This is a genomic window from Candidatus Pelagibacter communis, from assembly GCF_001180205.1.
GTDB classification, from domain to species: domain Bacteria; phylum Pseudomonadota; class Alphaproteobacteria; order Pelagibacterales; family Pelagibacteraceae; genus Pelagibacter; species Pelagibacter ubique_O.
In genome coordinates this window covers 1-6,610 of sequence record NZ_CVSU01000076.1, presented here as the reverse complement: position 1 = coordinate 6,610, position 6,610 = coordinate 1, and the positions used below count along the sequence as shown (strand labels likewise).

The following is a 6,610-nucleotide window of genomic DNA, read 5'->3' as shown; positions in this document are numbered from 1 at the left end:
TGATGATAATATTTTATATGGTACAAGTTATTATGAACATGGGTTATATAAAATAACTCTTAATGCAGCTAAAACTAGCGCAAGTTATAGTAAGGTAGGTAGATGTTGCAGTGGAAAATCTACAACTAGTAATGTTCGTATGCGTTACCCTAGAGGTACTTTTGTAGATAGTGCAAATAATAGAGTATTAGTTGCCGATTATTACAAAAGTTCAATTCAAGCTTTTGATTTAAACCTTGGTTTTTTAAAAGAATTTGGTGGTTCTGTAAGCACAAGAATGACAGGTGCTCATGAAGCCATAAAAGCAATTGTAACAGACTCTTCATTAACAGCAGGAGTAAATTTTGGATTTGGTTATTGGTCTTGGGATAATAATGGGTCTGGTTTTAGATCTTGGTCTGGCGATATAACTACTGGAAGGGCTTCGCCTTGTACTAGTAGAGCCTGTATAAAAGTAAGAGCCCATAAACAAGGTGCATCAAGAATTAATCAAATAATTTCAAGTGTAAGTCCCGGTGGAGGAACGAATGCTGATAATTGGGCAAAACAAGCAGAGCAATATTATTTGCACAGCACTTTATCTCCAATAGATAAAAACTTGTCTTGTCAGAATAGCTATGTTTTAGTTATAGGTGATGGAGCTTGGTCTTACCATAACCAAGCTGCTAGTAGAGTTTCAAGATTGTTAAACCAACATAAAATTAAAACCTTTACTGTTGCTTATGGTGGTGGAATATCAGGGAGTGGAATTAGAAACTTTAGAAGAATGGCTCAAGTAGGCGGTACTAATGATGTGATTATTGCTAACACTACTGCTTCCTTAAAATCCCAACTCAAAGCTGCAATCTCGCAAATTATTGCATCCAAATTATCATTTACTGCACCTGCCATCACCGCAACCATTGAAAAAGGTGGATCATTATTCCAAGCACAATTTGACTATGTACAAAACAAAGAATGGCAAGGAACTTTAACTAGAACTGCAATTAGCTCAAGTGGTGTTCTTGATACGAATGATAAATCAAATTGGAGTGCGATTGATGTAATGCCAGCACCAGATGCTAGAAAAATTTGGAGTGAAGTTCCAGGAACAGATTACAAAACTAATTATAATAATTTTGTCGACACAAACTGGAATGAAATAAATACACTGTTTCAACAAACTAACAATGAAGTATCTGGCTATCATAGTATATCAGATAATCCTGTGAATTCTCAAAGATGTAAAAATACTTCAGGAGTTGCTAACGGTACCGATGATGATGTTAAAGGTTTAATAAACTTTGTTAGAGGTAAAGATTATTTTGATTATGATGGTGATTGCAATTTAACAGAGACAAGGCCAAATCCACTTGGAGATATTTATCATTCCGAAATGGTAGTTGTTGGTGCACCAAGTGCTGAAACGGCATTCGTTGGAACGAACCAAGAAGCTTACTATAGATCAATTAAAGGCTACGATGCTTGGGCTGCTTCAAAAGCAAATAGAAAAGAAATTATTTATGTTGGTGCAAATGATGGAATGTTACATGCATTTAATTCTAAAACTGGAAAAGAAGAATGGGCATTTGTTCCTCCGTTTGTTGCAAGTAATTTGCCAAATGTGGTGAATGTTAACTTAAATAGATCTGGTGTGGGTGGATCAAATGCAATTTACGGTGTTGATGGTTCTCCAGTAGTGCATGATATGTATTTCCAAAGTGCATATGATACTACAAAAAAATGGCATACTATATTAATGATTCCTTATGGAAGAGGTGGACCTGGTTTTTCAGTGCTTGATGTAACAGATCCTGAAAAACCCTTGCATTTATATTCTGTTTATAATGATCATATTAAGCACAAAGTTCACGTAATCGATCACAACGGTAATCTTAATGATTATGATTATATTGCAACTTCATTCCCATTAAGCACATTTACTGAAGCAATTGAAGTAACTGATAACGCACAAAATAGTGTGGGGAGTGAAACTTGTGATGCAACTGCAAACAATAGATGTTTTAAATCAAATAGATGGACACTGCCTGCAGCTCTACAAAATGTATCAAGATCTGATTTAACAGTACTTTTAGATGATAAAGATTACACAAATTTCACAATTGGAAAATACACCTCTGGTGCAAGAAATGGTGAAACCTATATTCAATTTGGAACAACCATAACTTATTATGGCTATGATCCTAACAACGATGCATTAGCTAGTTCTAATCTTGGGCTATATCTAAAACCTGGTTCTGCTTTAACAGGAGTTCAAACTCAACCAGAATATGATTATAGTGCTTTAGGTGAAACTTGGGCAGCTCCTAGAATATTAAGATTACCAAACGATGGAGCTGGTGATAATAATATTGAAGATGATATTTATGTCGCTGTAATGGGTGGTGGATTTGGTGCTCAACATTCAGGTTTTGGCTCTAACTTAACTTTAGTTAATTTAGAAGACACAACATATCCAGGTAAAGTTCAAAAAGTAATTCCAATTGAGGATTTAACAACAAATGACATTGTAAACTCAACTCCAGGAACCCCAGTAGTTATTACACCAGACACTGCAAGAGGGGTAAATTATAAAGGAGCACTTGTTTACTTAAGTGATTTAGAAGGAAAAATTACTAAATTTAATTTAACGAATATGTCTGATGATGGTCAAGGAAATGCAATTAACATGTATGATAGCACTACGTTATTTACAGCAGGATCAAATTCAACAAATGGAAGATATATGTATCATTCAATGGATGCAACGGTTGGTCAAACTACTAATTCGTTATGGTTATACGCAGGAACAGGTGATTATGAAAGAATTGGAGATGCCTCAAAAGGTACACAAAACTTAATGCTTGGAATTGCAGATCCAAATTATCCAAACTATAGAGCAGTGAGTAAACCAAAAAAAGCAGCTGATCTTACTAAATGTAAGAACACATCTAACGATACAACAGGTGCAAACTGTCCTGAATTAACAAAAGATTTAGGTTGGTATATTACTTTACCTAATTATCAAAAAGTGACTGCGGAGCCATCTGTTTCAAGTGGATTAGCTTATTTTCCAATTTATCAACCCTCATCATCAGTTAATAAATGTAGTTTAGGAGATGCATTTATTTGTGCAGCAGATGATGAATGTGGAACAAACTTCTCTTCAAGACTAGGTAAGAAAAGAGCTACATCTGATCAATGTTTCTATGTTGGTCAGGGGGTATTATCAAGAATTGTATTCTTTGCTGGAAAATTATTTGCAAACATTGCAGGTCAGTCAACTCAGTCTAAGAAAGACTTAGTAACTCTACAAGCAGCTTCTGGAGAAGTAAGTACTTACAGAAGTTCTTGGAGACATAATTTCTAGAAAATATTAAATTAATACTTTTTTTGTTTTATAATTTTTATGGATATTGGGCTTTTGGCCATTGATGTGTTGTAACTTTCCCTCTACATCTTACTCTTAGTTTAAATCCTGCTGTCTCAGGATAGTAAGCAAATTGACCGTCTTTAGGTGGATCACCAATATATGATAAAACATCTAAATTGCTTTTTAAATTTTCATAAGGGCTTTTTGCATAGTTTGTAAAATCTTTTACAGTCTCACCTGCTATAGTTCCAAAGTTTGTACATGCAACATTTCTCTCTGTTCCCTCAACACCATTTGTGAATTGACCTTTTAATGGAACTTCCCCGTTAATATCGCACATAAGCCAGTTCTGATTTATTTTCTTTTTTAACTGAGCATAATGACCTAAGCAAACTTGTTCTTTGGCACCTGCAGTATACCCACTATAAGCAACCACCCCTACTGCAGCTAGAATACCAATGATTGCTACTACGACTAGGAGTTCTATTAGGGTGAAGCCTTTTTTATTCATTATTATTTTAAACTTACATCAATATCTTTGCTTGCAGTATCACCTGCAGCACAATTTTTTTTAAAACATGCTCTAATTTGAAGTTTTGTACCATTTACACTTATACTTACTTGACCCGGGGTAAAGCCTGTTCTTGATCTAATACAAGGTAATGATGTATCAAATGGGTTTCTAAATGATTTCAAAACACCTTCATCAACACCAGGCGTCACAGAACCTCTCATTGATCTTACATTTGCAAGTGCTTGCATAGTATTAAAAGCACCAGTTGCTGTATTGTATCCAGAGCAACTTAGCTCGCCATCCATTACAGAAGAATTGCCTAAACTACATAAAGTTAATTCGCTCTCAATATAATTAACTGTAGACTTGTAACATGTTTTTGAAGCTGAAGTTTTGGCACCACTTGTATACCCACTATAAGCAACCACCCCTACTGCAGCTAGAATACCAATGATAGCTACTACGACTAGGAGCTCAATTAAAGTAAAGCCTTTATTTTCCCTCATACAAATTAATTATTTGAATTAATGTTTTGAATTAATAACTTATTTTCAGTTTTTATTTTTTGATTTTCTTTGATCAATTGAATAATTAATTCTTTCATTGCCTGATTTTCTTGATTAAGTTTGTTAGCAACCAATGCAAGTCTTTCATTTTCTCTCACAACTTGAAGCTGATCAAATAAACTTTCAAGTTCAGGATCTAACTTTTCATCTTCTTTTTTTTGCATTGCTCTTTTTTTAGCAACTCTTTGAAGTTTTTTACTAATAGATAAATTTAAATTATTATTAATTATTTTATCCATATTACTATGTTCAAAATTTAAACTTATACCAATATCATCAGTATTTTTAGTCAAAGAAAATCCAATTTTTTTTGTAACAGCTCCATTCATTGTGTGACCTTGCGATATATTCTCTTTTAATCCTGCCCCATTAATATCATTCATTTTAATTTTACCACTTAGAGTTTTGTTGAAGGCTAAACCAAAATAAGGTTTTAAAATAAAGCCGTTTTTATTTTTTATTGAATACTCAACATCAAAACCTGCACCTAAAACCTGATCTACTGACTCATCAACAGATAAATCTCCATGAGTAAATTTAGATAAGTATTTTGGAAGTCTATGCGCTCCGTACTCTCCATTTATTGTTAAAGTTAAATCATTATTATTTTGAATTTTTCTTTTTAATTTATAATTAGAATGTAATGCAAAAAACTGACCTATAAAATTATTTCTTATTATTTGATTAGACTCAGTTTCAATATCAGTAATTTTATTACTAGAAATACCAATCAATGGCTTGATTGAAAGATTATTTATATTTGTGCTTAAATCATAACCAAAGGCTAAGTTTTCACTTTTACTTTTTTCTTTACTATTAAAATTAGCGTTTTGCTCAAAATAAGCTAAAAAAGATCTTGTCTTTTCTTCCTCGTAATCGTTTTTTAAAAAATAACCAGAAACACCCTTGGTAGAATTTTGATAAATATTATTTCTTTTCGACTGGGCGTAAAAAGTCGATTTTTCTTTTATATCACTTAATGACTTAAAAATATTTTTTAAAGTATTGCTAAAGATTTCTGTTCTATATTTTTTGTTGTTACTAACAACATCTAATTCTTCTCCATAAATTCTAAGATAACCATCAGCTTCAGAATTATCCGAGTCTAAATTTTTATTCGAATCTAATATTTGATATGTATCATTTCCACACAAATTATTTGTTATTGAAATATTAGTTTTATCATTTAACTCAATATCTTGATCTTTTGAAATACTGCAGTCTAAAGTAAAAGTAGTTGCAGAATCGTTTAATATTATTTTTCCAACATAAGTACCCTCGTCTTTAGTAATAATATTTGTACCAGTAGCATTAGCATTATGTACTGCTATACTAGCAGTTCCTCCCTCGATTGTTCCTGAATTAGTAATTGTCATATTGTTAACTGCTTTACTTGCAATTCCTAAAGTTCCAAACCTTATGCCAGTCCCATAAGCAAAGATAGTTCCAGAATTAGTAATGGTTGCTCCATCAATGGCAGAACCAGAAGTATTATAATAATTTATTCCACCTGTATTTGGATTGCTTGAATTTGTAGCTTCAATTGATCCTGAATTTATGATTGTTGTATTCTCTGAATTTGTTGCAAGTATCACTTGTTTCTTTCCAGCTTTTAAGGTTCCACTATTGTTAATTGTGTTATTATCTGCATTATTACCATCCATCAATATTGCGTTTCTAAGTGTAGCTTCAATAGTACCAGAGTTAGTAACTGTAGTATTTACAGCATGCTGCATATTAATTGCTTGATTAGTGCTAGCTGAAATAGTTCCTTTATTATCTATTGTTACATTAGAATGACTCTTTGCATGAATTGTATCAGCACCAGTTTTGATAACTGACCCATTGATGGTTACGTTTAAGGTATCATCATCAGTACACTCAAGTTGTGAAGTTAAAGAACTAGAAACAGTTGTGTCACAACCTTCAGTTTTAGCTTCATTTGAATTTATTAAAAAAATAAAAATGAAAATAAATTTAATTAAAATAAAGTTTTTTATTTTCATATATTTTTTAAAACTAATTTAAATTAATATCTCCGCTACAAAGATGATTATCAGATGTGCAGCGCGTTCCAGCACATGGTGTTATAAAACAAACCTGAACTTCAATTTTTGTACCTGGTGATAACATCCTAATGTAGCCAACATCAGTGTCATTTGATATGCCTCCTCCTTT

4 protein-coding genes are annotated in these 6,610 nt (G+C 32.5%); 1 reads left to right on the top strand and 3 read right to left on the bottom strand.

The window, feature by feature from the left end; all coding sequences use genetic code 11:
- Positions 1-3,349, top strand: a 3,349-nt coding sequence (locus AMO08_RS02920) for a pilus assembly protein (protein WP_075484961.1), incomplete at its 5' end; no start/stop codon positions are given.
- A 37-nt stretch (positions 3,350-3,386) separates the two neighbouring features.
- Here AMO08_RS02920 and AMO08_RS05970 read toward each other — a convergent pair.
- Genes AMO08_RS05970 through AMO08_RS05780 form a run of 3 tightly spaced genes read right to left on the bottom strand, consistent with a single transcriptional unit; the run spans position 3,387 to position 6,438 of the window.
- Positions 3,387-3,863, bottom strand: coding sequence for a type II secretion system protein (locus AMO08_RS05970; protein WP_306452497.1), 477 nt, complete (start codon positions 3,861-3,863; stop codon positions 3,387-3,389).
- 2 nt (positions 3,864-3,865) lie between these two features.
- The gene (locus AMO08_RS02910; RefSeq protein WP_075484959.1) at positions 3,866-4,372 is read right to left on the bottom strand and encodes a type IV pilin protein; all 507 of its coding nucleotides are present in this window, start codon (positions 4,370-4,372) and stop codon (positions 3,866-3,868) included.
- A 5-nt stretch (positions 4,373-4,377) separates the two neighbouring features.
- Entirely contained in the window at positions 4,378-6,438 is a 2,061-nt protein-coding gene (locus AMO08_RS05780) for an autotransporter outer membrane beta-barrel domain-containing protein (RefSeq protein ID WP_075484957.1), read from the bottom strand.
- Between the last annotated feature and the right edge of the window lie 172 nt (positions 6,439-6,610).

Excerpts from the sequence above, each read along its gene's own strand:
- AMO08_RS05780 (WP_075484957.1), bottom strand. The coding sequence starts at position 6,438 with ATGAAAATAAAAAACTTTATTTTAATTAAATTTATTTTCATTTTTATT.
- AMO08_RS02910 (WP_075484959.1), bottom strand. The coding sequence starts at position 4,372 with ATGAGGGAAAATAAAGGCTTTACTTTAATTGAGCTCCTAGTCGTAGTA.
- AMO08_RS05970 (WP_306452497.1), bottom strand. The coding sequence starts at position 3,863 with ATGAATAAAAAAGGCTTCACCCTAATAGAACTCCTAGTCGTAGTAGCA.